The sequence below is a fragment of the Paracoccus sp. SM22M-07 genome (assembly GCF_001887735.1).
Classification (GTDB): domain Bacteria; phylum Pseudomonadota; class Alphaproteobacteria; order Rhodobacterales; family Rhodobacteraceae; genus Paracoccus.
This window is the reverse complement of the sequence record NZ_JPKW01000003.1, coordinates 310826-337117: the sequence shown is the minus strand read 5'-3', so window position 1 is coordinate 337117 and position 26292 is coordinate 310826. Positions and strand designations below refer to the sequence as shown.

Sequence of the window (26292 nt, the reverse complement as noted above, 5' to 3'; positions counted from 1 at the left end):
CCGGGGTTGGTCCTTGATCGGACAGGGGGTATGGCCTAGGTCAATCGCAAAGACGGAAAGGGATGGCTATGTTCACCGGGATCATCACGGATATCGGCATCGTCCGCGCGGTCGAGATGCGCGGCGACATGCGGGCGCGCATCGGTTGCGGATACGACATGTCGGGGGTCGATCTGGGGGCATCCATCGCGTCGGACGGCGTCTGCCTGACGGTCGTGGCCAAGGGCGACGACTGGTACGATGTCGACATCTCGGCCGAGACCCTTTCTAAGACCAATATCGGCAGCGAAGGCTGGCAGGTCGGCCAGCGCCTGAACCTGGAGCGCGCGCTGCGCGTGGGCGACGAGCTGGGCGGCCATATCGTCAGTGGCCATGTCGACGGCGTGGCGCGGATCGTGTCTGCGGTCAATGACGGCGACAGCCTGCGCCTGACTTTTGAGGCACCGCGCGAACTGGCCCGCTTTGTCGCGCCCAAGGGATCGGTCGCGCTGAACGGCACCTCGCTGACCGTGAACGAGGTTGACGGCAACCGTTTCGGCATCAACCTGATCCCGCATACCCAGCAGGTCACGACATGGGGCGATGCCCGCGAAGGTGACGCCGTGAACCTGGAAATCGACACGCTGGCCCGCTATGTCGCGCGGCTTGCCGAAGCCGGATAAACCGCCCCGCCGACAGGGCCATCAAAGGACAGCCAGATGAAATTCGAAGAACCCGGCCCCGTCGAAAGCGACCTGTCGGCCGTGATCGCCCCCATCGAGGAGATCATCGAGGAGGCCCGCAACGGCCGCATGTTCATCCTGGTCGACCATGAGGACCGCGAGAACGAGGGCGACCTGGTGATCCCCGCGCAGATGGCCACGCCCGACGCGATCAACTTCATGGCCACCCACGGGCGCGGCCTGATCTGCCTGTCGCTGACCGCCGAACGGATCGAGGCCCTGGGCCTGACCCTGATGAGCCCCAAGAACTCCAGCCGTCACGAAACCGCCTTCACCGCCTCCATCGAGGCGCGCGAAGGCGTGACCACGGGCATCAGCGCCCATGACCGTGCCCGCACCGTCAGTGTGGCGATCGACCCCGCGAGGGGGGCGGCCGACATCGCGACCCCCGGCCACGTCTTTCCGCTGCGTGCCCGCGACGGCGGCGTGCTGGTCCGCGCGGGCCATACCGAAGCCGCGGTCGACATCTCGCGCCTGGCGGGGCTGAACCCCGCTGGCGTCATTTGCGAGATCATGAACGACGACGGCAGCATGGCGCGTCTGCCCGACCTGGTGGATTTCGCGCAACGCCACAGGCTGAAGATCGGCACGATCAGCGACCTGATCCGTTATCGCCGCCGCCACGACAACCTGATCGTGGAACGCAGCCAGCGTCAGGTCCATTCGGCCTTCGGCGGCGACTGGACGATGCGGGTCTTTGCCGATCAGACGCAGGGCACCGAACATATCGTGCTGACCAAGGGCGACGTGACGGGCGATCAGCCGGTTCTGGTGCGCATGCATGCGCTGGACCCGCTGCACGATGTGCTGGGCGTCGGGCGCGAGGCTTCGGGCAGCGTCGGCGCCGCGATGAAGGCCATCGCCGAGGAAGGCCGCGGTGCGGTCGTGCTGATCCGCGACCTGACCCATGCCATCGTCGATGCGACCGAGGCGGGCCCCCACACCCTGCGTCAATACGGGCTTGGGGCGCAGATCCTGTCGGCGCTGGGCCTCTCGCAGCTGATCCTTCTGACCAATTCCGCGCCGGTGAAGGTGGTTGGGCTTGACGCCTACGGTCTTTCCATCCATTCCACCCGGCCTATCCCCAAGGATTGAGACATGGCCTCGAACACGCAACATCACGAATTGGCATTGCCGCATTTCGACGCGCCGGTGCGCTTGCTGGCCGTCGTGTCGCCCTATTACAAGGACGTCGCCGACGGGATGCTGGCGGGCGCGCGGGCCGTTGCACAGCAGGCGGGCGCGGTGTTCGACGTGATCGAGGTGCCGGGCGCGCTGGAGATCCCGACCGCCGTGGGCATGGCTGCGCGCAGCGGTCGCTATGACGGGTTCGTAGCGCTGGGCTGCGTCATCCGCGGGGAGACGACGCATTACGACACGGTCTGCAACGACAGCTCTGGCGGGTTGACGCTGCTGGGGCTGCAGGGCGTCTGCGTCGGCAACGGCATCCTGACGGTGGAAAACCTGGGCCAGGCCCAGGTCCGCGCCGATCCTGATGGACAGAACAAGGGGGGCGGGGCGGCCGCAGCGGCGCTGCATCTGGTCGCGCTGTCCCGCAGGTGGGCAGGCACGCGCAAGGACGCCGCCGCCCCATATGATGTGATCCGCCTGGCAGGCGAGTTGGAAGGGCAAGGCAAAGCATGAGCGACAACGAACAAGAGGGCGCCAAGCGTCCCGACCGCCGGACGCTCAGCAGCGCGGCGCGGCTTTACGCCGTCCAGGCGCTGTTCCAGATGGAGGCGATGGGCCAGGCCTCGGACCGCGTCACCAATGAATTCCGCAACTATCGCATCGATTTCGAAGACCGCGACGGCCCCACCGCCCAAGCGGATGAAGAATTGTTCGAACGCATCGTCGATCACGCCGTGATGTGGCAGTCGCGCATCGACCAGGCCACCGACAAGGGGCTGGTCGAAAAATGGCCGATCGACCGTCTGGATCCGGTCCTGCGCGCCGTCTTTCGCGCCGCCGGTGCCGAACTGGTGCTGAACCGAGCGCCGTTCCGGGTGATCATCACCGAATATGTGCGCCTGACCCAGGCATTCTTCGCCGAAGGCAAGGAATCGAAATTCGTGAATGCGGTTCTGGACCACATGGCGCGGACGCTTCAGCCCGACTCATTCGATTGACGGCGCTGAAAATGTGATATGCAGAGGCCCGGAACCAACATGGTCCGGGCCTTTTTCATGGGCTTCTGCCGGTTCAGAACCGGAAATGGGGGCGATGCGACTGTGACCCCGCCGCAAGATGACGTCGCGATCGTTGTATCTGTGCAACAATCACGGTGCCGTCACCACTTTTCAAAACTGCCTAAGAATTAAACAATCACGCGGATGTTTCAAAGCTGTCATGCTGTCGCCCCGGTGCCTTGACCGTCATCGAACCGCAATTTAGACAGTGTGGGCGTGACATGTGAAAGTCACGTTTTGGTTGCATCATTTTATGTTTCACCCCGATTTCGGCAAGTTTTTGCCATTTCCCGTCAAGGGCGGGTTCGCTCACATTTCCGCTAGCGGTTGTTCTGGAGGCCGGCTCTGTGAACCCGAAGGCGCTTTCATTAATTAACCCTCCAGCAGAGATGCTTCGGACCCATGACGGGATCGGAACTCTCCCAACTCAGCTCGTGAGGACATGAAATGAAAAAAGTTACGCTGCTGACCGGCACCGCCGCCATCCTTGCCGCCCTGTCGGCACCTGCCTTCGCGCAGACCCAGATCGCCTCGGGCGCTGATGCGTCGGGTGTTTCGGCCATCGACGACCGTATCACCGACATCGAAGACAGCGTCACCGACAGCTTCGACCGCGCCGTCGACGAAGACCGCTTCGGTCCCGCAGACCGTCGTCAGGGTCTGTTCGGCACCATGTCGCTGAGCTACTCGGGCCGCACCGGCAACAACGAGAACCAGGATCTGGCCCTGGCCGGCCGCATCAACAACAATCAGGGCCAGTTCGCCCAGAGCGTTGGTCTGTCGATCGAATTCGGCGAAGATGACAACGGCAACAAGGACCAGGAAGAAGTCAACGCGATCTATGACGCGCAGTACTACTTCAACGACCAGTTCTATGCCTTCGCACTGGGCCGCATCAGCCAGAACGGTCTGGTCGATGGCGAGCGCAACAGCGAAGCGCAGTCGGCTGAAGACTTCCAAGCCGAGTTCAGCGACCTGCGCCGTGATGCCTTCCTGGGCTTTGGTCCGGGTTACCGCATCATCAACAACCCCACCACCACCTGGCGCGTTCAGGCCGGTGTCGGCGTTCGCTACACCCAGACCGGCGCCCAGTATGCCGGCCGCGACTTCTTCGGCAACACGGTTGACGACAGTTCAGATACCGATGTCGGCTACATCGCGTCCTCGCGTCTGTACCACCGCATCAACGAGAACGTCTTCCTGACCAACGACACCGATTACCTGGGGTCGAGCGATGCGGATGACGTCATCACCAACGAATTCGGCGTGAACTTCCGCCTGTCGGAACAGCTGGCCACCCGTGCAAGCTACACCACCGAATACCAGGAAAACCGCAAGATCCGCACCGACAACTCGCTGGGTCTGGCAGTCGTCTACGGCTTCTGATCTTCGGGTCACTTGTCTCTCTGATGGAAGGGCGGTCCGCAAGGGCCGCCCTTTTTCGTTTTCCGGTCAGGAATAGGCGCCCGCCGAATAGGTCAGCTCATAGCTGTGGCTGTAGATTTCGAAGACGATGCCGAAGGGGTCTTCGACATAGACCATGCGATAGGGCTTTTCGTCGGGGAAATATTCGCGCACCGGCATCCGCTGCTTGCCGCCCGCGGCGACGATGCGGGCCAGCAGGCCTTCCAGGTCGGGGTCCTGGATGGCGAAATGGAAGGTTCCGTGGCGGCGGAAGGGCAGGTTGTCCTCGGGGGCTTCGTTGCCGTCGAACTCGAACAGCTCGAATCCGATGCGGTCGGCCGATGCCAGATGGGCGATGCGCAGGCTGTTCCAGCCGGGGCCGAAGACGTCCGTGCACATCTGGCCGATATCGCTGTCATCTTCCGTCACCTGCGTGGGCTGCATGATGGTGTAAAAGCCCATCACCTCGGAATAGAATCTGACGGCGGCGTCCAGATCGGGGACCGAAAGGCCGATATGGGAGAAGGCGCGGGGGGTCGGGGTCATGTCTTGTCCTTTCGTTGATTGCTGACCCTCAGCTAGACAGCGCGGACCCACATGTGAAATTATCATTCGGCATGGTTTTCATAACGGAACGGAATGATGCTGAATGCGGGTTGGCTTCGCACCTTCGCGGCCCTGTGTCAGACGGGCCATTTCACCAAGACGGCCCAACGCCTTGGCATGACGCAACCGGGCGTGTCGCAGCATCTGCGCAAGCTGGAGGCGCAGGTCGGCCAGCCGCTGATCGTCCAGCAGGGCAAGGGTTTTTCCCTGACCCAGGCCGGCGAGGCGGTGCTGCAACTGGCCCTGTCCCGACAAGAGGAAGAGCGTCGGCTGATGCAGGCGCTGCAATCCGACGACCCCGATCAGGGCGAGGTGCGCATCGCCTGTTCGGGCAGCTTTGCCCTGCCCTTGGCGCCCGCGCTTTTCCCGTTGATGCAGCAGGCGCCGGGGCTGACCGTCCGGCTGGAGGCCGCCCCCCAGGCCAGCGTCCTGCAGGGCCTGCAGGACGGGCGCGTGGATCTGGGCATCCTTGACCACGACCCCGCCCATCCCCGGTTGCAGGCCCGCCATCTGGGGCAGGAACAGCTGTGCCTGGTGGTTCCCGCCGCCTGGTCGGGGACCCCCGGCTTCGATGATCTGCAGCGGGCGGGTTTCATCGCGCATCCGGACGGGTTCGGTTATGCCGACGATCTGTTCGCCCTGAACTTCCCCGATGATTTCACCGGTTCAGCGGGGTTGCATCTGCGCGGTTTTCTGAACCAGATCGGGCAGATCCCGTCCCCGGTTGCGCGGGGCGTCGGCTATACCCTGCTGCCGCGCAGCGGGTTTCAGACCCATCCGGACCGTGACGGACTGCGCATCGCCGACCTGCCGCACAAGCGCCATCATCAGCTGTGGCTGGTCAGCCGCCGGGACCGCCCGATGACGGCCCGCCTGCGCAAGGTCGCGGGGCTGGTATCCGATGTGGCCGCGCAGCTGGCCGCCCCCGAACAGGATGGCGCCGGGTGATCGGCGCGCCGATGCTCAGCCAAAGACCTCGGGGCGATCCAGGCGCAGGCGGTCCAGAATGTCGTTGATATGGCCCAGATGATCGCGCACCGCCAAGGCGGCGGCGTCCGGGTCGCGGGCGCGCAGGGCCGCGATGATGGTGCGGTGTTCGGAAAACGCCGCCTCGGCCCCGAATGACAGGCTGAGATAGCGCACCCGGTCCATGTGCCCCTTGTTGTCCCGCACCAGCGCCCAGACGAAACCCAGCCCCGCCGCCTTGCAGATATCCTGATGGAACTGGTCGTCCAGGGCGTGGAATTCGGAAAAGCTGTCGGTCTTGATCGCAGCCTCCTGCCGGTCCAGCAGCGCGTCCAGATCGGCCAGGTTCTGGGCGGTCAGGCTGGTCGCGGCATGGCGGATGGTCTGTTCCTCCAGCGCGCTGCGGATGAAATAGGCCTGCAACACGGCCTCCTGGGAAATCGGCGTCACGGTGGTGGCGCGCTGCGGGCGGATCTGGATGAAGCCCAGCTGCGACAAACGATAAAACGCGTCCCGCACCGGCTGACGCGACACGTCCATCTGGGCCGCGACCTCTGATTCGGACAGCTTGCTGCCAGGGGGCAGGGTCAGGTTGACCACGCGGTCGTAAAGCACGTCGAAGATCTGGTCGGTGACCGTGCGGGGGCGCAGTTCATCCATGCTTGGCAAGGCCTTGAGGCTGGCAGAGGGCATATGCGGCTCCTGTTGACGCGATTTGTAAACTAGCATATTAGTTGACCACATCCAAGGCAAGCAGGGCAGGGGATCAACTGGTGACGCTTTTGCATGAAGACAGGCTTTTTCCAACGGACCCGGCATTGCGCGATCTGGCGCGCGCCCTTTATGACGATGTGAAGGCGCTGCCGATCGTGTCACCGCATGGCCATACCGACCCGCGCTGGTTCGCCGAGGATCAGCCTTTCCCGGACCCTGCCCAGCTGTTCGTGACGCCCGACCACTATGTCTTTCGCATGCTGTGTTCGCAGGGCGTCGCGCTGAGCGATCTGGGCGTGCCGCGGGTCGATGGCGGCCCGACCGAAACCGACGGGCGCAAGATCTGGCGCCTGTTCGCGCAGCATTACCACCTGCTGCGCGGGACACCGTCGCGGCTGTGGCTGGACCACAGCTTTCAGCATGTCTTCGGCATCGACCGCCGGCTGTCGGCGGAGACGGCGGATTGGTACTACGACCACATCGCCGATTGCCTGGCGCGCCCCGAATTCCGCCCCCGAGCGTTGTTCGAGCGGTTCGACATCGAGGCCATCGCCACGACCGAAGCCGCGACCGACGATCTGCGCTGGCACGCGATGATCAAGGGCAGCGGCTGGCGGGGCCGGGTCATCACCGCCTATCGCCCCGATGGCGTCATCGACCCCGAAATGGCGGGTTTCGCCGAGAATGTCGCGCTGATGGGACAGCAGACCGGCTTTGACACGACGACCTGGGCCGGATACCTGGACGCGCATCGCGCGCGGCGGGCGTTCTTCATCGAACATGGTGCGACCTCCAGCGATCACGGCCATGCCAGCGCCCGCACCGAGGACCTGCCCCAGGCCGATGCGGCGGCGCTGTTCGCCAAGGTCTTGCGCGGCACCTGCACCCCCGAGGAGGCCGACGCCTTCCGCGGCCACATGCTGACCGAGATGGCGCGGATGAGCCTGGAAGACGGGCTGGTCATGCAGATCCATCCCGGGTCGCGCCGCAACCATTCCGATCAGGTGCTGGCGATGTTCGGGCGCGACAAGGGCTTCGACATTCCCGGCCGCACCGATTACGTGACCGCCTTGCGCCCGTTGCTGAACGCGGTGGGCATGGACCCGCGCCTGACGGTGATCCTGTTCACGCTGGACGAGACCGCCTATGCCCGCGAACTGGCGCCCCTGGCCGGCGTCTGGCCCTGCCTGCGGCTTGGCCCCGCCTGGTGGTTCCACGACAGCGCCGAGGGGATGCGGCGCTTTCGCGAGATGACTACCGAAACGGCCGGTTTCTACAACACCGTGGGGTTCAACGACGACACCCGCGCCTTCTGTTCTATCCCCGCGCGCCACGACGTCGCGCGCCGGGTGGATTGTTCCTATCTGGCCACGCTGGTCGCCACGGGTCGTCTTGCGGAAGACGAGGCACCCGAGGTGGCGCGTGACCTGACCTATGGTCTGGCAAAACGGGCCTACAAACTCTGAACTGCTTATTTTGGGAGGATAAGATGAAGTTCCTGATGACGACGATTGCCGGGCTGCTCTGCTCGGTCAGCATTGCCGGCGCGTGCGAGATCACGCTGCGGTCCTCGGACACCCATCCCGACGGGTATCCGACGGTCGAGGGCGTCAAGGCGATGGCCGCCGAGGTCGAGGAAAAGACGGGTGGCCGCATCTGCATCGAGGTGTTCCCGTCGTCCCAGCTGGGCGAGGAGAAGGACACGATCGAACAGACCCAGTTCGGCGTCATCGACATGGTCCGCGCCAGCTTCGGGTCGTTCAACGACATCGTGCCGGTCACGCAGCTGATGTCGCTGCCCTATCTGTTCCGGTCGGTCGATCACATGCACACCGTGATGGACGGCCCCATCGGCGAGGAGATCGGCGCGGGCTTCGAGGAGAACGACCTGATAGCGCTGGCCTATTACGACGGCGGTTCGCGCAGCTTCTACAACTCGCAAAAGCCGATCCAGTCGATCGCCGACTTGGAAGGAATGAAGTTCCGCGTCATGCAGAACGACGTCTTCGTCGACATGATGAGCGCGCTTGGCGCCAATGCCACGCCGATGCCCTATGGCGAGGTCTATTCCTCGATCCAGACCGGCGTCATCGACGGGGCGGAAAACAACTTCCCCAGCTATGACAGCTCGGGCCATGCCGAGGTTGCCAAATATTTCACGCTGGACGAACACCTGATGGTGCCCGAACTGGTCGCCATGTCCAAGGCCAGCTGGGACAAGCTGAGCCCCGAGGACCAGGAGATCATCCGCGAGGCCGCCCGCAATTCCGCCACGGTCCAGCGCGAGCTGTGGGCCGAACAGGAAAAGGCGTCGCAGGAAAAGGTCGAGGCCGCCGGCGCCGAGATCATCACCGACATCGACAAGACACCGTTCATCGAGGCCATGGCTCCGGTCTATGAGAAATACGTCACCACCCCCGAGGCGCAGGACCTGGTCAAGCGCATCCAGGACACGCAGTGACATCAGGCCGCCCGCGTGACCCGCGGGCGGCTTTCTTGGAACGGGAAGGGAACGCGCCATGCGCGATGGATTGATCCGGCTTGCCCGGATGACGGGGGCTGTCGCCACTGCGGGCCTGTGGCTGGCGGGTATCGGGCTGGTGCTGATGACCGCCTTCGTCTTTGCCCAGGTGGTCTTTCGCTACGTGATCGGCAGCAGCCTGTTCTGGGCCGAACCCGCCAGCGTCATGCTGATGGGCTGGTTCATCTTCCTGGGGGCCGCGATCGGCGTCAAGGAAGGCTATCACCTGTCCTTCGACGTGGGCCTGATGGTCGTGCCGGCCAGCTGGCGCCCGTGGTTTCACAGCCTGTCGGACCTTGTCGTCACCGCCTTCGGGTTCGGCATGGCGTGGTATGGCTGGCAGCTGGCCGAACGGGTGGCATCCGGTGTCGTGCCGGGTCTGGGCATCTCGCGCCTGTGGGATTTCGCGCCGCTGGTGGCGGGCGGCATCCTGCTGATGCTGTTTTCCATCGAGCGCATCCTGCGTCGTGCCGCCGGTCTGAAGACCGCCCGCTTTGGCGAGATGGACGACGCCGCGGACGGGCAGGTGGACGGCGTGGCGGATGGACCCGCCGCGCGGGACGTCCTGAAACCGGGCCCCGCATCGGGCAGCAAGGAATAACGCGATGGAACTTTGGATTCTCTTCGGCAGCTTCACCGCGCTTTTGCTGATCGGCACGCCGGTGGCGTTTTGCCTGGGTGCGGCCAGCTTTGCGACCATTCTCTATCTGGGGCTGCCGCCGGTGGTGGTCTTTCAGCGGCTGAACAGCGGAATTTCCGTCTTTGCGCTGATGGCCATCCCCTTCTTCATCTTCGCGGGCGACCTGATGGTGCGCGGCGATATCGCGCGACGGCTGGTGGCCCTTGCGGGGGCGATGGTCGGGCATATGCGCGGCGGGCTGGGCCAGGTCAACATCATGGCCAGCCTGATGTTCGGTGGCGTGTCGGGATCGGCCGCGGCCGATGCCAGCGCGGTGGGGGGCCTGATGGTCCCCCAGATGAAGGAGCGTGGCTATGACGTCGACTATGCCGTCAACATCACCGTGGTCAGTTCCATCATCGCGCTGATGATCCCGCCCAGCCACAACATGATCATCTACTCCATCGCCGCAGGCGGTCGTTTGTCCATCGCCGACCTGTTCACGGCGGGCATCCTGCCGGGGATGCTGCTGGCCGTGATGCTGATGGGGGCCGCGTGGTACGTGGCGCGCAAGAAGGGCTATCCGACCGAGCCCTTCCCCGGCCTGCGGATGCTGGGCACGCTGTTCGTGTCGGCGCTGCCGGGCCTGATCCTGATCGCGATCATCTTCGGCGGTGTTCGGTCGGGGGTCTTCACGGCATCCGAATCCTCGAACATCGCGGTGGTCTATGCGCTGCTGATCACGGCGCTGGTCTATCGCAGCCTGCCCTGGTCGGAATTCGTCGAGGCGACCAAGGGTGCCGTCCGAACCACCGCCATGGTGCTGCTGGTCATCGGTTGTGCGGCCTGTTTCGGCTGGCTGCTGGCCTATCTGCGCGTGCCGACCCAATTGGTGGCGATCCTGGAAAGCGTGTCGGACAATCCGCTGGTCATCCTGCTGTTGATGAACGTGATCCTGCTGATCCTGGGCACCTTCATGGACATGTCGCCGCTGATCGTGATCACCACGCCGATCTTCCTGCCGGTGGCGCAGGCCTTCGGTGTCGATCCGGTGCATTTCGGCGTCATCCTGATCCTGAACCTGGGCATCGGGCTTTGCACGCCACCCGTGGGGGCGGTGCTGTTCGTCGGCTGCGCGGTCGGGCGCATCAGCATCTGGCAGGCGATGCGCACGATCTGGCCCTTCTATGGCGCGGCATTCCTGACGCTGATGCTGGTCACCTATGTGCCCGCGCTGTCCCTCTGGCTGCCTTCGGTGTTCAAATGAGCGATCCCATCCGCACTGTTCTTGCCCATTCGCCCGAATTGATGGTCGTCCGCTTTGCCTTTGCGGCGGGCGACCGGGGCGCGCTGCACAGCCATCCGCATGTGCAATCCACCTATGTCCGGACGGGGCGCTATCGCTTCACCCAGGACGGCCGCGACTTCGAGGTCGGGCCGGGCGATGCCTTCGTGATCCCATCAGGCGCCGAACATGGCTGCCTGTGCCTGGAGGCGGGCGAGTTGATCGACAGCTTTACCCCCCGCCGCGACGATTTTCTGTGAAAGGACCCTCCATGACCCATGTCGAAACCCGCCACGCCATTCACCCGGACCACGCGAAGGGCATGGACACCGCCCAGCTGCGCCAGCATTTCCTGGTCGAGGGGCTGTTCGCCCAAGGAGAGATCCGCCTGACCTATACCCACTACGACCGCTTCGTCGTGGGCGGCGCGGTGCCGAACGGCGCCCCCCTGACCCTGGACCAGATCGCCGAGACCAAGACCCCCAGCTTCCTGGACCGCCGCGAGATGGGCATCGTCAACATCGGCGGCGACGGCCGGGTCGAGGCGGCGGGCGAGGCCTGGGACATGGCCGCGGGCGACGTGCTCTATCTGGGCATGGGGGCGGGGGCCGTGACGTTTTCGGGGCAGGGGCGGTTCTACATCACCTCGGCGCCCGCCCATCGCGCGCTGCCGCATCGGCTGGTCACCGTGGCCGAGGCCAAGCATGTCCACATGGGCGCCGTCGAGACCAGCAACAAGCGCACGATCAAGCAGTTCATCCACCCGCTGGTCATGGAAAGCTGCCAGTTGGTCCTGGGCTATACCACGCTGGAGGACGGGTCGGTCTGGAACACCATTCCCGCCCATGTCCACGACCGCCGGATGGAGGCGTATCTGTATCACGGCATGGCGCCGGAATCGCGCGTCCTGCACCTGATGGGCGAACCGCAGGAAACGCGCCACCTGTTCGTCGCCAATGAACAGGCCGTCCTGTCGCCGACCTGGTCGATCCATTCGGGCGCGGGCATCGGCGGATATACCTTCATCTGGGCCATGGCGGGCGACAATGTCGATTACACCGACATGGACTTCATCCAGCCGGAGGACATGCGTTGAACCCCTTTTCCCTGCAAGGTCGCACCGCGCTGGTGACGGGTGCCAATACGGGCATCGGTCAGGCCATCGCCGTCGCCATGGCGCAGGCGGGGGCCGATGTCATCGCCGCCGGACGTCGCGACTGCGATGAGACCCTGGCCCTGATGGGGTCGGGGCGCGCGATGCGCCTGGATTTCGCCGATCCGATGGCCGCCCGCGACGTCTTTGCCGATCAGCGCATCGACATCCTGGTGAACAATGCGGGCATCATCCGTCGCGACGACGCCGTCGATTTCACCGAGGCCGATTGGGACGACGTCATGGACGTCAATGCCAAGGCGCTGTTCTTTACCTGTCAGGCCTTCGCGCGTGCGGCCCTGCCGCGCGGGGCCGGGAAAATCATCAACATCGCCAGCCTGCTGTCGTTCCAAGGGGGCATCCGCGTGCCCTCCTATACCGCCAGCAAGCATGGCGTGGCGGGGCTGACCAAGCTGATGGCGAATGAATGGGCCGCCAAGGGCCTGAACGTCAACGCCATCGCGCCCGGCTATATCGAGACGAACAACACCGAGGCGCTGCGCGCCGATCCCGACCGGTCGCGGGCCATCCTGGACCGCATTCCCGCGGGCCGATGGGGCAAGGCCCAGGATATCGGCCAGACCGCCGTCTTCCTGGCCGCCCCGGCATCCGATTACATCAACGGCGCGATCCTGAACGTCGATGGAGGCTGGCTTGCACGATAGGCTGCATCACACACCGTCCGATGCCCCGGCAGGCATCGTCCATCTGGGCCTTGGGGCCTTTTTCCGCGCCCATGGGGCGATCTATGTCGATCAGGCCATGCAGGCCGGTGGCGGCGATTGGGGCATCATCGGGGTGTCGCTGAAATCGCCGGGCACGCGCGACAGGCTGCGCCCGCAGGGCTGGGCCTATACGGCGGTCGAACTGGCCCCGGACGGCGAACGCCCGCAGGTCGTCACCATCCTGCGCGACGTCCTGGTCGCCCCCGAGGACCCGCAGGCCGTGCTGGACGCGATGGCCGATCCCGCCATCCGCATCGTCAGCCTGACGGTGACGGAAAAGGGCTATTGCCACGAACCCTCCAGCGGTCGGTTGAACCGCGATCACCCCGATATCCGGCACGATCTGGACAACCCGCTGCCGCGATCGGCGCCGGGTTTCCTGGTCCGCGCTCTTGCGCTGCGCCGCGCTGCGGGTACCGCGCCCTTCACGGTGTTGTGCTGCGACAACCTGCCGGAAAACGGGCATGTCCTGCGCGGCGTCGTGCTGGAACTGGCGGGTCTGATCGACCCCGATCTGGCCGATTGGATCGGGGCCGAAGGGCGCTTCCCCTCGACCATGGTGGACCGCATCGTGCCCGCGACCAGCCCCGAGGATCTGGATCTGGTCGCCCGCCTGACCGGCCTGCGCGACGAGGCCCCGGTCATGCACGAACCCTTCCGCCAGTGGGTGGTCGAGGATGATTTCGTGGGCGGCGACCGCCCCGATCTGGGCGCCGTCGGCGTGCAGCTGGTCGCCGATGTGACGCCCTATGAACACATGAAGCTGCGGATGCTGAACGGCACGCATTCCTCGCTGGCCTATCTGGGCTATCTGGCGGGCCATCAGACGATTGCCGAAACCGTGGGTGATCCGGTCTTTTCCGCCTTCGTGCGCAAGCTGTGGCGCGATGAGATCATCCCCGCGCTGACCCCGCCGCCGGGCGAGGATCTGGCCGCCTATGCCGATGCGCTGCACGACCGCTATGCCAACCCTGCCATCCGGCACCGCACCTGGCAGATCGCCATGGATGGCAGCCAGAAGCTGCCGCAGCGCATCCTGGGCACCATTGCCGAAAACCGCGCCGCGGGCCGTGCGGTTCCGGGGCTGACCTTGGCGGTGGCCGCCTGGATGCGCTATGTCTCGGGGGTCGATCTGGCGGGCAAGGCGATCGAGGTCAAGGACCCGATGGCCGACCGGTTGGCCGCCCTGTGGCGCGATGATGCCGCCGAAACGGTCGCGGGCTTCCTGGCGCTGGAACAGGTGTTCCCGGCGGCGCTGCGGGCGGATGCGGGCTTTGCACGCGATCTGACGGCGGCGCTGACGGCGCTTTGCGACAAGGGGGCAGCACAGGCCGCGGCCGATGCGTGATCCTCTGATCCTGAACCCGGCCGACAACGTGGCGATCCTGACCGAAAAGGGCACAGCCCCCGCCGGTCACAAGATCGCCCGCGCGGGTATCGCCCAAGGGCAGGCGGTGGTCAAATACGGCCAGACCATCGGCTATGCCACCGCCGATATCGCCGCGGGCGATCACGTCCACGGCCATAACTGCGCCTTCGGCGAGCATGACCGCGACTATCGCCCCGGTGCGGGACTGGCCAATGCCCAGGCCGCGCTGGCCGCGCATCAGGGCACGCGACTGGTCTTTCAGGGTTATCACCGCGACGGAGGGCAGGTCGGCACGCGCAACTTCATCGCGCTGGTCGCGACCGTGAACTGTTCGGCCACCGTCATCCGGCGCGCAGCCGAGGAGTTGCGGATCGAAGGGGCGCTGGACCCTTACCCCCATGTCGATGGCGTGGTGGCCTTCGCGCATGGCACGGGATGCGGCATGGCCGACAGCGGGCCGGGTTGGCAGGCGCTGCAACGGGTGCTGACCGGTCATGCGGGGCATCCCAATGTCGGCGCGGCGCTGTTCGTGGGCCTGGGCTGCGAAGTCATGCAGATCGCCCGCATGAAGCGGGATCTGGGACAGGCCGCGCGGTTCCACGGGCTGACCATCCAGGAAAACGGCGGCACCCGGCGCACCATCGATGCCATCAAGGACCGCGTGCGACAGATGCTGCCGCAGGTCGATCAGGCGCGCCGCGCGACCGCGCCCGCATCTACGTTGCGGATCGGGCTGCAATGCGGCGGCTCGGACGGGTTTTCGGGGATCACGGCGAACCCGGCGCTTGGGGTGGCCTGCGACATGCTGGCGGCGCAGGGGGCATCCGTCGTGCTGTCAGAAACGCCCGAAATCTTCGGTGCCGAACGCCTGCTGCTGGACCGCGTGTCCCGTCCCGAACTGGCAGACCAGCTGCTGGCCCGCCTGCGCTGGTGGGAGGACTACGCCGCCCGGAACGGCGCGTCGCTGGACAACAATCCCAGCCCCGGCAACAAGGCCGGCGGGCTGACCACAATCCTGGAAAAATCCCTGGGGGCGGTCGCCAAGGCCGGTGCCACGCCGCTGAACGCCGTTCTGGAATATGGCGAACCCATCACCGCGCCGGGGCTGAATTTCATGGACACGCCCGGCTATGATCCGGTGTCGGCCACGGGGCAGATCGCGGGTGGGGCGCAGCTGATCGTGTTCACCACCGGGCGCGGTTCGGCCTTTGGCTCCAAGCCCGCGCCGACCATCAAGCTGGCCACGAATGACGCGCTTTATGCCGCGATGCGCGACGACATGGATCTGAATTGCGGCGATATCCTGTCGGGTGTCAGCTTGCAGGACAAGGCCCGCCAGATCGTCGCGCTGATCCTGGACGTGGCCTCGGGGCAGGAAACGAAAAGCGAGGCCCTGGGGCTGGGCGACAACGAATTCCTGCCCTGGCAGATCGGGGCCGTGGTCTAGACCACGGCCTGCGGCACCAGCGCGCCGCGATGCCGGATCACCTTCCGGCTGAGGTCATGTCCCGCCATGATGGCCGCATGGCAACCGGCCCCCTGCAGCCATGCCGCCAGATAGCCCGCGTTGAAGCTGTCGCCGGCGGCCGTCGTGTCGATTGCCGCCTCGGGGCGCAGGTCGGGCAGCCGCCCCTGACCCTGCGTGCCGTCAAAGGCCATCGGCCCGCCGCCATTCTTGACCACGACATGGCCGCTGCCCACGGCCAGATAGCGGGCGATGGTCGCCTGCGGATCGGCATCGCCGAAATGGGTGGCCTCGTCGTCAAAGCTGGGCAGGATCAGGTCGGCATGGGACGCCGCCTGCTGGATGGTCGCGCGCATCGTCGCCGCATCCGCCCACAGCCGCGGCCGCAGGTTCGGATCAAAGACGACGGTGGTGCCCGCCTTGCGCGCCTGGATCAGCGCCTGCATCAAGGTCTGTCGGCCTTCGGCGGGCAGGATCGCCAGCGTGATCCCCGACAGATAGGCCATGCGCGCGCCCTGCAAGGCCCGGGTCAGCGCGCCTGGGTCATCGGCCAGCCTGCGCGCGGCCGAGCTGTCGCGCCAATAGGAAAAGCTGCGTTCACCATCCTTCAGGCTGATCGCGTAAAGGCCGATCTCTCGCTCCGGGTCGCGGGCGACATGGTCGGTGCCGATACCCTCGGCCGTCAGGAAATCGACCAGCTTTTGCGAAAATTCTCCGGAGCCTATGCGGGTCAGGTAATCGATCTGCCAGTCGCGCGGCATCAGGCGGCGCAGATACCAAGCGGTGTTCAGCGTATCGCCCGCAACGCCAAGGCGCCACAGGTCGGGCTGGTCGCTGGCCGACAGTTCCACCATCGCCTCGCCCATGGAAATGATGCGTGTCATGTCAGGTCCTTTCGCGATGGGTCGATGGAAACGGGATCGTTCGGGCCAAGGCCGCGCCGGGTCTGTCGCATCGGGTGTCTTTCAGTCGGTGAAATAATCGGGATGGGCCGCGGCCATCTCGGGCAGTTCGGTCAGCATCTGGCGCAGATGGGTGCGGATCGCGGTTTCCGCCGCATCGGCATCGCCCGCCGTCAGCGCGTCCAGAACCGCGCGGTGCTGGGCGATGGTCCGGCTGCGGTCGAAGACGCGCATCGACATGTGGCGCAGGCGGTTCATCTGCGATTTCAGCCGTTCCAGATCCTGCCAGACGGCGGGCTGCCCGGCGGCCAGCGCCATTGCCTGATGGAACCGGTCGTCCGATGCGATGAATTCGGCCACGTCGCCCGCCTTGTCGGCCTGGTCCTGGATCGCCAGTTCGGACTGCATGGCGCCCAGATCGGGGCGGGCATCGGCCACCATGCGGGCCAGATCGCTTTCCACGGCCTCGCGGATCAGGCGGGCCGAAAGTACCGCACGGACCGAGATCTTGCCGATATAGGTGCCGCGCTGTGGCTTGATTTCGGCCAGACCCTCGCCTGCCAGGCGGATGAACGCCTCGCGGACGGGCTGGCGGGACAGGCCGATGCTGTCGGCGATCTCGGTTTCGGACAGGCGCGCACCGGGGGGCAGGTCGCCGCGGATGATGCGTTGATACAGCCAGTCGTGGACCTGCTGGGCGGTGGATGCGGGGCGCGCAAGAATGGTGTGTTCGGGCATCGGCTTCTCCTGCCTTCAGGATTATTCCATACTTCCATACAAGTAAAGTCCACGGAAGCTGGATTGCCGGACTCGACTTGCGGAAAGATGTTCCGTAGTTAGAACGTAAGGTGAACATAACGGATGGATGGGAAAGGATCATGGGACGGCGGCTGCTTGGCATCTGGTTTCCAAGGCTGGCAAGCGAAGCCAGCCTGCGGCGCCGCCCCGTCGAGGGGCCCTTTGCCTTGGTCCTGCGGGTCGGCAATGCCGATCAGCTGCATTGCCTGAACCCCGACGCCCTGGCGCAGGGCCTGCATCCCGGCATGGCCTTGGCCAATGCCCGCGCGATCTGCCCCGACCTTTCCACGCGCCCCGCCGATCCGGCGGCGGACGGGGCGGCGCTGGCCAGCCTGCGCCGTTGGGCGATGCGCTATTCGCCGCTGGTGGCGCGCGATGGGGGGGACGGGCTGTTGGCGGACATCACCGGCGTCGCCCATCTGTTCGGGGGCGAGGCCGAACTGCTGGCCGACCTGCAGGACGGTCTGTCGCGGGCCGGGCTGTCGGCGGTGGCCGCCATTGCAGGCACGCGGGCGGCGGCCCATGCGCTGGCCCGTCATGGCGGGGGGATCGTGCCCGACGGGCGGCTGGCGCAGGGGGTCATGCATCTGCCGGTCCATGCCCTGCGGATCGACGGGGCGACGGCGGCCGCGCTGGGGCGGGCGGGCCTGACGCATGTGGCCGATCTGGCGGCCCTGCCGCGGGCGCCCCTGGCCCGCCGTTTCGGCGCCGACCTGATGATGCGCCTGGACCAGTTGCTGGGCCATCAGCCCGAACCCGTCGCTGCCGAACCTGATGCACCGCATTTCGGGGTCCGCATGACCCTGCCCGAACCCATCGGGTTGCGGGACGACGTGATGGCGGGTCTGGAACGCCTGCTGGGGCGGCTTTGCGATCACCTGTCCCACCATCAGCACGGCGCGCGGCGGCTGCGGCTGGAACTGTCGCGCGTCGACCGGGAAACCGTGACCGTCGAGATCGGCCTGGCGCGGGCCATGCGCGATCCCGACCGGATGGCCGCGCTGTTCGCACATGGCCTGGACGACATCGATGCCGGCTTCGGGATCGAGGCGATGCGCCTGACCGCCCCCCGGACCGAACCCCTTGCGCCCGGGCAGATGGCCATGGACCAGGCCGGGCAGGGGGGCGATGCGCTGGCCGACCTGCTGTCGCGGCTGGGCAACCGGCTGGGCTTCGATGCGGTCCTGCGGTTCCTGCCGGTGGAGAGCCTGATCCCCGAACGCAGCTTTCATCTGGCCGCGGCGGCCTATTCCTGCGGGGCGCGGGGGTTCGCATGGTCCGGTCCCGCACGCCCCCTGCGCCTGTTCCCGCCCCAGCCCGTCACGCCCACCAGCGAACCGCGCCCCGGCACCCCGCCTGCCGGGTTCATCTGGCAGGGGCAGGTGCTGACCACCCTGCGCGCGGGGGGACCCGAACGGATCGCGCCCGAATGGTGGCTGGACGATCCCGACTGGCGTACGGGGCTGCGCGATTATTGGCGCATCCAGACGCATCAGGGGCCGCGGCTGTGGCTGTTCCACACGCCCCAGGATCCCGGCTGGCAGGTGGCGGGGGAATTCGCATGACCGCCCCCCATACCCGCTATGCCGAACTGTGCGTGACGACGAATTTCACCTTTCTGACCGGGGCCTCCCACCCCGAGGAAATGGTCACCCGCGCCGCCGAGCTGGGCCTCGAGGCCATCGCCATCACCGACCGCAATTCCGTCGCGGGCGTGGTGCGGGCCTTTTCCGCCTTGAAGGAACTGCGCCGGCTGCAGGCCGAGGCCGGTCCCATCATCCGGTCGCAGCGGGTGACCGACCATTCCAGCCGCCAGGTGGTGCCGCATTTCACCGGCCAGACCCCCGCGCCCGATCTGCCCAAACCCGATCCCTCCGCGCCCGATCCCTCCAAGCCCGATCTGCCCGGCCCGACCCTGCCGCGCCTGATCGCGGGCAGCCGGCTGGTCCTGCGTGACAGCGCCATGGAATGGATTGCCCTGCCGACCGATCTGGCGGCATGGTCGCGGCTGACGCGGCTTTTGTCCTTGGGCAAGCGCCGGGCAGCCAAGGGGCAATGCCACCTGACGGGGGCGGATCTGGCCGAATGGGGCGCGGGAATGGTGCTGATCGCGCTGCCGCCCGACCCTTTGGGCCAGGCCCCCGACAAGGACGACCTGCTGGCCGTGGCGCGGCGCTTTCCGGGCCATGCCTATCTGGGGGCGGCGCCGCGCTATGACGGGCGCGACCAGGGGCGGCTGGATGCGCTGGCGCAGGTTTCGGCCGCCACGGGCCTGCCGATGGTGGCGGTGGGGGACGCGCTGATGCATCGCGCCTATCGCCGTCCCGTGGCCGATGTGCTGACCTGCCTGCGCCTTGGGCGCAGCATCGACAACATCGGCGCGGCGCGCCTGCCCAATGCCGAACGTCGCCTGAAATCGGGGGCGGAAATGGCGCGGATGTTCCACCGTTATCCCGCCGCACTGAACCGCAGCATCCAGATCGCGGCGCGCTGCACCTTTGCGCTGGACGATCTGCGATACCAGTATCCGCAGGAGGACAGCAGCTCTGAGACCGCCCAGCAGCGGCTGGAGCGCCTGGCCCGTGAAGGCGTGGTCTGGAGGTATCCCGCAGGCGCCCCCCAGAAGGTGCTGGACGGCATCGGCAAGGAACTGGCCCTGATCGCCGACATGGAATACGCCCCCTATTTCCTGACCGTCCATGACATCGTGGCCTTTGCCCGCAGCAAGGGCATCCTGTGCCAGGGGCGGGGGTCGGCGGCCAATTCGGTGGTCTGCTACCTGCTGGGCATCACCGAGGTGCCGCCCGAATCCATCACGCTGATCTTCGAGCGCTTCATCAGCAAGGACCGGGGCGAGCCGCCCGATATCGACGTCGATTTCGAACATGAACGGCGCGAGGAGGTGATCCAGTGGATCTATGAGAAATACGGCCGCGAACGCGCCGGGCTGACCGCGACGGTGATCCATTTCCGGTCCCGCGCCGCCATCCGCGAGGTGGGCAAGGTCATGGGCCTGTCGCAGGACGTGGTGGCGCGGCTGACGGGGCAGATCTGGGGCTGGTCCTCGGCGGCGCCGGGCGATGACCGGCTGCGTGATGCGGGGCTGGACCCGCGTGACCGGCGGCTGCGCCAGACGGCCTGGCTGATTTCCCAGATCATCGGCTTTCCCCGCCACCTGTCCCAGCATGTCGGCGGCTTCATCATCACCCGCGACCGCCTTGATGAACTGTGCCCCATCGAAAATGCCGCGATGGAGGGGCGGACCATCATCGAATGGGACAAGGACGACATCGACACGCTTGGCCTGCTGAAGGTCGACATCCTTGCCCTGGGGATGCTGACGGCGATCCGCAAATCCTTTGCCCTGCTGGCCGATCACCGCGCCCGTCACCTGACGCTGGCCAACATCCCCCCCGAGGATCCCGCCGTCTATGACATGCTGTGCCGCGCCGATGCGGTGGGGGTCTTTCAGGTCGAAAGCCGCGCGCAGCTGAATTTCCTGCCGCGCATGCAGCCCCGCGCCTTCTATGACCTGGTCTGCGAGGTCGCCATCGTCCGCCCCGGCCCCATCCAGGGCGGCATGGTCCATCCCTTCATCAACCGCCGTCAGAAACGCGAACCCATCCAGGATCTGGGCCCCCAGATGATGGAGGTTCTGGGCCGCACCTATGGCGTGCCGCTGTTTCAGGAACAGGCCATGCAGATTGCCGTGGTCGCCGCGGGCTTCACCCCCTCCGAGGCCGACCGCCTGCGCCGGTCGCTGGCGACCTTCAAGCGGATGGGCACCATCGGCAGCTTTCGCGACCGCTTCGTGTCGGGAATGCTGGCGCGGGGCTATGACGCGGATTTCGCGCAGCGCTGCTTTGCCCAGATCGAGGGGTTCGGCAGTTACGGCTTTCCCGAAAGCCATGCGGCCAGTTTCGCGCGGCTGGTCTATGTCTCGGCCTGGCTGAAATGCCACCACCAGGCGATCTTTACCTGCGCGCTGCTGAACAGCCAGCCGATGGGGTTCTATGCACCCGCCCAGCTGGTCCGCGATGCCCGCGACCGCGGCGTCGAGGTGCGTCCGGTATCCGTCAACCATTCCGACTGGGATTGCACGGTCGAACCGCGGCAGGACGGGTCGCTTGCCATCCGTCTGGGGTTTCGCCTGATCCGCGGCATGAAATCCGAGGATGCGGCCTGGATCGGGGCGGCGCGCGGCAATGGCTATGCCGATGTCGAGAGCCTGTGGCGCCGCGCCGGCGTGCCGCCCGCCACGCTGGAACGGCTGGCGGAATCCGATGCTTTTGCCGCCTTGGGCCTGACGCGGCGCGATGCGCTCTGGGCGGCCAAGGCGCTGAATGCCCCCAAACCCCTGCCGCTGTTCGGCCTGGATGGCGAGGGCGGGGATGAGCCGCAGGTGATCCTGCCCACCATGTCCCTGGGCCAGGAGGTGGTCGAGGATTACGTATCCCTGCGCCTGTCGCTGCGCGCCCATCCGCTGGAGCTGTTGCGTCCCGACCTGCCGGGCTGCGTGCCCCATGAACGGCTGGGGCAGGCGTCGGGGCGCATTTCGGTCACCGGGCTGGTGATCACGCGTCAACGTCCCGGCACGGCATCGGGCGTGATCTTCCTGACGCTGGAGGATGAGACCGGCAACGCCAATGTCGTCGTTTGGAACAAGGTCTATGAAGCCTTCCGCAAACAGGTGGTCACGGGGCGCCTGCTGCGCGTTCGGGGCCGGGTCCAGCGCGACGGCCAGGTGATCCACGTGATCGCCGAACAGATCGAGGACCTGTCACCCCGCCTTGGCGAACTGGGCCGCCCCGTCACGATGCAGGTGAATGACGGGCGTGCCGACGAAACCCGCCGCCCGGTCGGGGGCAGCATGGGGTGCGGTGCGCGCCATCCCCGCGACCAGGCCCGCCAGCTGTTCCCCAGCCGCGATTTCCACTAGGCCGATCTGGCGGCGGGCTGCGCCACTCCGTGCCGCCCCAGGGGCAGCATCAGCGGCCGCCCCGAGGCCGGGTCGCTGATCACCATGCTGTCCAGCCCGAAAACGCGGCGCACCATGTCGCGCGTCAGCACCTGGTCGGGCGGGCCGAAGGCGTCGATGCTGCCCGCCCGCATCGCGACCAGGTGATCGGCATAGCGCGCCGCCAGGTTCAAGTCGTGCAGCACCATCACCACCGTCGTGCCACGCGCGCGGTTCAGATCGACCAGCAGGTCCAGGACCTCGACCTGGTGACAGATGTCCAGATACGTGGTCGGTTCGTCCAGCAACAGAAGGTCGGTCTGCTGGGCCAGTGCCATGGCGATCCAGACCCGCTGACGCTGGCCGCCCGACAATTCGTCGACCGCGCGTTCGGCCAGATCCTGCGTGCCGGTGGCCTGCAGCGCCTCGGCCACGGCCTGATCGTCCCCGGCGCTCCAGCGCGACAGGAACCCCTGATGGGGGTGGCGGCCGCGCCCGACCAGATCGGCCACCGTGATGCCTTCGGGGGCGATGGGGGATTGCGGCAGCAGGCCAAGGGTCCGGGCCAGATGCCGGGGGGACATGGCGTGGATCGATTTGCCGTCCAACAGCACCTGCCCGGCCTTGGGCGCGATCAGCCGCGACATGGTCCGCAGCAGGGTGGATTTCCCGCAGGCATTCGCCCCCACGATGGCGGTGATCCGGCCCGCGGGGATCTGCAGGTTCAGCCCCTGGAAAATCATCCGCTCGGCATAGCCCGATGACAGGTCATGGGCGGCAAGGCTGTGCTGGGTCATGCGGTCTGGCATCAGGTCGCTCCGGTCTTGTTGGCGCGGATGATCAGGAGGATCAGATAGGGGGCCCCGATGGCGCCGGTCACGACACCCACCGGATAGCGCCCCGGCAGCAGGAACTGGCCCGCGAAATCGCCTGCCAGCACCAGAAGCGCACCGACCAGCGCGGCGGGGATCAGGACCGATCCGCGCGGCCCCACGATGCGCGCGGCGATGGGGCCGGACAGGAAGGCCACGAAGGCGATGGGGCCGGTGATGGCGGTCGCCACCGCGATGATGCCCACCGCCGTCAGGATGACGATCAGCCGCGTGCGGGCGACATCCGTGCCAAGGGCCGCGGCGGTGTCATCGCCCAGCCTCAGCATCTCCAGTCCGCGCCGCTGGCCGATCAGCAGGCTGCCGCAGGTCGCCAGGGCCAGCGCGGGCCATAATGCCTGGTCCAGCGTCGCGCCGTTCAGGCTGCCGGTCAGCCAGCGCATCGCCTGCTGCAGGTCCCAGGCCGGTGCCTGCGCCAGCAGGAAGGCGATGGCGCTGTCCAGCATCGCCGACACCCCGATCCCCACCAGGATCAGCCGCCCCCCCGAAATGCCGTCCCCGAAGGACAGCCCGAAGATCGCCGCCGCCACCGCCAGCCCCGCCACGACCGCCATGATGGCGACCCAGGGCCCGCCAAGCGACAGGGTGACGATGGCAAAGACCGCCGCCGCGCTGGCGCCCGCATTGATGCCGATGATGTCGGGGCTGGCCAGCGGATTGCGCAGCATCACCTGGAACGCCGCGCCGCCCAGACCGAAGGACAGGCCCGACAGCACCGCCAGCACCGCGCGCGGCAGGCGCAGCTGCCCCACGGTGAAGGACGCGCCGGGAACGTCGATCCCGGCCAGCACGCGCAGCACGTCGCCAGGCGGCGTCACGGATTGCCCGACGCAGAGCGTGATCAGGAAGGCCAGGATCAGCGCCCCCGACAGGCCGGCCACGGCCCGCGCATGGGTGGTCCGACGCCGATGGCGGGCGGTCCGAAGGCGGGTCAGGGTGGTCTGCAGGGTCACAGGCTGGCGATCCTCTGGCGGCGGACGATCCAGATGAAGAAGGGCGCGCCGATCAGGGCGGTGACGATGCCGACCGGCAGTTCGGACGGGCGGATCAGGATGCGCCCAAGCGTGTCGGCCCCCAGCAGCAGGCAGGCCCCCGTCAGCGCCGACAGGGGCAGCAGCCAGCGATGATCGACCCCGAACAGCAGCCGGCACAGATGCGGCACGACCAGCCCGACAAAGCCGATGGGCCCGCAGATCGCGGTCGTGGCCCCACACAGCAGGATGGCCGACACCGCCGCCAGCCCGCGCGCGATGGCGGGGCTTTCGCCAAGGCCGCGGGCCAGATCCTCGCCCAGGGCCAGCATGTTCAGGCGGCGGGCGGTGGGGATGGTCAGCATCAGCCCGACCGCCAGAAAGGGTGCCACCTGCGCGATGCCCGCAAAGGTCGCGCCGCCCACGCCGCCGATCTGCCAGGATCGCACGCCGCCCGCGATGTCGTTGCGCGGCAGCACCACCGCGATCACCATCGAAGACAGCGCGACCGATGTCGCAGCCCCCGACAGCGCCAGCTTCAGCGGCGTGGCACCGCCCCGGCCCATCGACCCGATGGCATAGACCAGCACCGCCGCCGCCGCCGCGCCCAGGATCGCGACCCAGACATAAGCCGCGAGGGTGGACATGCCGAACCACGCGATGCCGATCACCACCGCCAGCGAGGCGCCCATGTTCACGCCCAGGATGCCCGGATCGGCCAACGGGTTGCGCGTGACCCCCTGCATGATGGCCCCCGCCAGCCCAAGCGCGGCCCCCGCCATCACGGCCAGCACGGTGCGCGGGATGCGGGTGGCGACGGCGGCCTGGCCGATCGTGTCGGCGTGACCGGCCAGGGCCGCCAGAATGTCATCCGCGCCGACGTGACGCGTACCCACCACCACCGACAGCACGCACAGCGCCGCCAGCGTCAGCAGGGTCGCGCCCAGCCAGAATCCCTGTGACCGGGTCCGGGTCATCGCGCGTTCTGAGCGGCCTGCGCCAGCTGCGCGACATAGCCCGGCAGGACATAGGGGATGGCCAGTGGCGTCGGATTGGCGGCCGCCGCCTGCGGCCCCGTGCCCAGCATCACCACCGCATCATTGGCCACCGCCGGCATCCGGCCCAGCAGCGGGTCGGCGCGCATCTGTTCCAGCAGCTCTGGCCCGCCATAGGTGACGATGATGTCCACGTCGTCGAACATGTCCACCCGCTCGGCGCTGATCGAACCCGAGAACTGGCCCGGCTCGGTCGCTTCGATCACGCTGGAGGGCGAGGCCAGCCCCAGGTCGTGAAAGAAGCGCACGCGGGCATCGTTGTCGTTGTAGAAATTCACCACGCTCAGATCGGTCGGGTCCAGATGGGTGACGAACATCGCCGTCTTGCCCCGGATCTGCGGATGCCGGGCCACGGCCTCGGCGATCTTTGCCTCGGTGCTGGCGATCAGGGCGTCGCCTTGGGCGGCCATCCCCATGCCCGCGCTGTCCAGGCGGATCATGTCGCGCCAATCGGTGGTCCAGGGTGCCTCGGGATAGGCGACGACCGGGGCGATCATCGACAGTGTGTCGTATTCGGACTGTTCCAGCCCCGAATAGGCGGCCAGGATCACGTCGGGACGCGATGCGGCGACGGCTTCGAAGTCGATGCCCGCGCCTTCCTCGAACAGCGGCGGGGGGGATGCGTCCAGCTGATCCAGCCGCGCGCTGACCCAAGGCAGGATGCGGTCGTCATCGTCATCCCCGAATGTGGCCGCCGCAAACCCCACAGGCAGGACGCCAAGCGCCAGGGGAACCTCGTGATTGGCCCATCCGACGGTGGCGATGCGCTGCGGCTTTGAGGGGATGGTGGTGGTGCCAAGCGCGTGGGTGATCACCTGCGGATAATCGCTGCCCCCGGCCAGGGACGGCATCGCGGCTGGCAGGGACAGGCAGGCGGCAAGCGCGGCCACGCAGGGCAGGGATCGGCACCACATCGGCGTCACTCCGTTGAAATTGATCGGTCTTTCGGCGAACGGGCCGGGATTTCAGGGTCGAGGCGTC

The 26292-nt window shown here is 66.8% G+C and carries 25 protein-coding genes; 17 read left to right on the top strand and 8 right to left on the bottom strand.

Annotation, left to right across the window (positions count from 1 at the left end):
- The first annotated feature begins 68 nt into the window (after positions 1-68).
- From IE00_RS06705 to IE00_RS06685, 5 genes are all read left to right on the top strand, one after another.
- Positions 69-662: a riboflavin synthase gene (locus tag IE00_RS06705; protein WP_072296297.1), complete on the top strand. Its 594-nt coding sequence runs from the start codon at positions 69-71 to the stop codon at positions 660-662.
- A gap of 36 nt (positions 663-698) precedes the next feature.
- Complete coding sequence (gene ribB, locus IE00_RS06700; protein ID WP_072296296.1) at positions 699-1817, top strand: 3,4-dihydroxy-2-butanone-4-phosphate synthase; 1119 nt, start codon at positions 699-701, stop codon at positions 1815-1817.
- Positions 1818-1820: 3 nt separating this feature from the next.
- A complete protein-coding gene (locus tag IE00_RS06695) occupies positions 1821-2366 on the top strand; it encodes a 6,7-dimethyl-8-ribityllumazine synthase (RefSeq protein ID WP_072296295.1) in 546 nt (181 codons plus the stop codon).
- A complete protein-coding gene (gene nusB, locus IE00_RS06690) occupies positions 2363-2851 on the top strand; it encodes a transcription antitermination factor NusB (protein WP_072296294.1) in 489 nt (162 codons plus the stop codon). The genes IE00_RS06695 and nusB overlap by 4 nt, the downstream gene beginning before the upstream one ends.
- Before the next feature lie 507 nt (positions 2852-3358).
- Positions 3359-4297, top strand: coding sequence for a YdiY family protein (locus IE00_RS06685; RefSeq protein ID WP_072296293.1), 939 nt, complete (start codon positions 3359-3361; stop codon positions 4295-4297).
- A 66-nt stretch (positions 4298-4363) separates the two neighbouring features.
- On the opposite strand, the gene IE00_RS06680 is transcribed toward IE00_RS06685, so the two are convergent.
- Positions 4364-4861: a lactoylglutathione lyase family protein gene (locus IE00_RS06680; RefSeq protein ID WP_072296292.1), complete on the bottom strand. Its 498-nt coding sequence runs from the start codon at positions 4859-4861 to the stop codon at positions 4364-4366.
- A gap of 96 nt (positions 4862-4957) precedes the next feature.
- On the opposite strand from IE00_RS06680, the gene IE00_RS06675 reads away from it, so the two are divergent.
- Positions 4958-5869, top strand: a complete 912-nt coding sequence (locus tag IE00_RS06675) for a LysR family transcriptional regulator (RefSeq protein WP_072296359.1) — start codon at positions 4958-4960, stop codon at positions 5867-5869.
- Between the two features lie 15 nt (positions 5870-5884).
- On the opposite strand, the gene IE00_RS06670 is transcribed toward IE00_RS06675, so the two are convergent.
- Positions 5885-6580, bottom strand: coding sequence for a GntR family transcriptional regulator (locus tag IE00_RS06670; protein ID WP_072296291.1), 696 nt, complete (start codon positions 6578-6580; stop codon positions 5885-5887).
- An 80-nt stretch (positions 6581-6660) separates the two neighbouring features.
- On the opposite strand from IE00_RS06670, the gene uxaC reads away from it, so the two are divergent.
- The 9 genes from uxaC to IE00_RS06625 are packed head-to-tail and all read left to right on the top strand — an operon-like array spanning position 6661 to position 15720.
- Positions 6661-8067: a glucuronate isomerase gene (uxaC, locus tag IE00_RS06665; protein ID WP_072296290.1), complete on the top strand. Its 1407-nt coding sequence runs from the start codon at positions 6661-6663 to the stop codon at positions 8065-8067.
- A 23-nt stretch (positions 8068-8090) separates the two neighbouring features.
- Complete coding sequence (locus tag IE00_RS06660) at positions 8091-9062, top strand: TRAP transporter substrate-binding protein (RefSeq protein WP_072296289.1); 972 nt, start codon at positions 8091-8093, stop codon at positions 9060-9062.
- A gap of 58 nt (positions 9063-9120) precedes the next feature.
- Positions 9121-9723 carry a TRAP transporter small permease gene (locus IE00_RS06655; protein ID WP_072296288.1) on the top strand — a complete coding sequence of 201 codons (603 nt, stop codon included), beginning with the start codon at positions 9121-9123 and terminating at the stop codon, positions 9721-9723.
- A 4-nt stretch (positions 9724-9727) separates the two neighbouring features.
- Positions 9728-11008 (top strand): TRAP transporter large permease, encoded by a 1281-nt coding sequence (locus IE00_RS06650; RefSeq protein ID WP_072296287.1) that lies wholly within the window; start codon positions 9728-9730, stop codon positions 11006-11008.
- Positions 11005-11286, top strand: a complete 282-nt coding sequence (locus IE00_RS06645; RefSeq protein ID WP_072296286.1) for a cupin domain-containing protein — start codon at positions 11005-11007, stop codon at positions 11284-11286. Before IE00_RS06650 ends, IE00_RS06645 begins: the two co-directional genes overlap by 4 nt.
- 11 nt (positions 11287-11297) lie before the next feature.
- The gene (kduI, locus tag IE00_RS06640; protein WP_072296285.1) at positions 11298-12122 is read left to right on the top strand and encodes a 5-dehydro-4-deoxy-D-glucuronate isomerase; all 825 of its coding nucleotides are present in this window, start codon (positions 11298-11300) and stop codon (positions 12120-12122) included.
- Positions 12119-12844, top strand: a complete 726-nt coding sequence (gene kduD / locus IE00_RS06635; protein WP_072296284.1) for a 2-dehydro-3-deoxy-D-gluconate 5-dehydrogenase KduD — start codon at positions 12119-12121, stop codon at positions 12842-12844. The genes kduI and kduD overlap by 4 nt, the downstream gene beginning before the upstream one ends.
- On the top strand, positions 12822-14252 hold the full coding sequence (locus IE00_RS06630) for a mannitol dehydrogenase family protein (RefSeq protein ID WP_072296283.1): 1431 nt from the start codon (positions 12822-12824) through the stop codon (positions 14250-14252). Before kduD ends, IE00_RS06630 begins: the two co-directional genes overlap by 23 nt.
- Positions 14245-15720, top strand: a complete 1476-nt coding sequence (locus IE00_RS06625; RefSeq protein ID WP_072296282.1) for a UxaA family hydrolase — start codon at positions 14245-14247, stop codon at positions 15718-15720. The genes IE00_RS06630 and IE00_RS06625 overlap by 8 nt, the downstream gene beginning before the upstream one ends.
- On the opposite strand, the gene IE00_RS06620 is transcribed toward IE00_RS06625, so the two are convergent.
- Both IE00_RS06620 and IE00_RS06615 read right to left on the bottom strand, forming a co-directional pair.
- The gene (locus IE00_RS06620) at positions 15717-16622 is read right to left on the bottom strand and encodes a sugar kinase (RefSeq protein ID WP_072296281.1); all 906 of its coding nucleotides are present in this window, start codon (positions 16620-16622) and stop codon (positions 15717-15719) included. The two genes, IE00_RS06625 and IE00_RS06620, sit on opposite strands and share 4 nt — an antisense overlap.
- An 81-nt stretch (positions 16623-16703) precedes the next feature.
- Entirely contained in the window at positions 16704-17378 is a 675-nt protein-coding gene (locus IE00_RS06615; RefSeq protein WP_072296280.1) for a GntR family transcriptional regulator, read from the bottom strand.
- A 140-nt stretch (positions 17379-17518) separates the two neighbouring features.
- On the opposite strand from IE00_RS06615, the gene IE00_RS06610 reads away from it, so the two are divergent.
- Both IE00_RS06610 and IE00_RS06605 read left to right on the top strand, forming a co-directional pair.
- Positions 17519-19003, top strand: coding sequence for a DNA polymerase Y family protein (locus IE00_RS06610; RefSeq protein WP_072296279.1), 1485 nt, complete (start codon positions 17519-17521; stop codon positions 19001-19003).
- A complete protein-coding gene (locus IE00_RS06605) occupies positions 19000-22377 on the top strand; it encodes an error-prone DNA polymerase (RefSeq protein ID WP_072296278.1) in 3378 nt (1125 codons plus the stop codon). Before IE00_RS06610 ends, IE00_RS06605 begins: the two co-directional genes overlap by 4 nt.
- On the opposite strand, the gene IE00_RS06600 is transcribed toward IE00_RS06605, so the two are convergent.
- Genes IE00_RS06600 through IE00_RS06585 form a run of 4 tightly spaced genes read right to left on the bottom strand, consistent with a single transcriptional unit; the run spans position 22374 to position 26225 of the window.
- Positions 22374-23192 carry an ABC transporter ATP-binding protein gene (locus IE00_RS06600; RefSeq protein ID WP_072296358.1) on the bottom strand — a complete coding sequence of 273 codons (819 nt, stop codon included), beginning with the start codon at positions 23190-23192 and terminating at the stop codon, positions 22374-22376. The two genes, IE00_RS06605 and IE00_RS06600, sit on opposite strands and share 4 nt — an antisense overlap.
- 11 nt (positions 23193-23203) lie before the next feature.
- Complete coding sequence (locus IE00_RS06595; RefSeq protein WP_240493806.1) at positions 23204-24238, bottom strand: iron chelate uptake ABC transporter family permease subunit; 1035 nt, start codon at positions 24236-24238, stop codon at positions 23204-23206.
- Positions 24235-25233 (bottom strand): iron ABC transporter permease, encoded by a 999-nt coding sequence (locus IE00_RS06590; RefSeq protein ID WP_072296277.1) that lies wholly within the window; start codon positions 25231-25233, stop codon positions 24235-24237. The genes IE00_RS06595 and IE00_RS06590 overlap by 4 nt, the downstream gene beginning before the upstream one ends.
- The gene (locus IE00_RS06585) at positions 25230-26225 is read right to left on the bottom strand and encodes an iron-siderophore ABC transporter substrate-binding protein (protein WP_083554129.1); all 996 of its coding nucleotides are present in this window, start codon (positions 26223-26225) and stop codon (positions 25230-25232) included. The genes IE00_RS06590 and IE00_RS06585 overlap by 4 nt, the downstream gene beginning before the upstream one ends.
- Positions 26226-26292: the final 67 nt, after the last annotated feature.